Below are 275 nucleotides of genomic sequence, written 5' to 3' on the forward strand. Positions count from 1 at the left end.
TCGCAGGATCGGCGACCGTCACGGGCCGAGGTCGCTCCTGACGGGCAGGGCAGGCCGCGCAGCCGTCGACGTCGGCCCGGACGCGCGACGTCGGTGTGCCGCACCCGCCGCACGGAACCCCGCGCACCACGTCGACGGGACCGAAGCCGGGGCACGCGCAGGCGGGGCAGGGTGTGCGCAGACGCGCTGCCATCCCCCAGGCGACGCCGCGCAAGGTGCGGCGGCGCTGCGGGTTCAGGTGCGCGCGGAGGTCGGGCTCGAGCCGAACCGGCCCT

At 77.8% G+C, this 275-nt stretch carries 1 protein-coding gene; it reads right to left on the reverse strand.

Translation table 11 applies throughout. The features are described 5' to 3' along the window. Positions 1 to 275: DUF6671 family protein (locus ACZ3HG_RS23595; protein WP_465334786.1), on the reverse strand; the 275-nt coding region annotated here is incomplete at both ends.

It is taken from the genome of Erwinia sp. PME.40.26/001, from assembly GCF_055556675.1.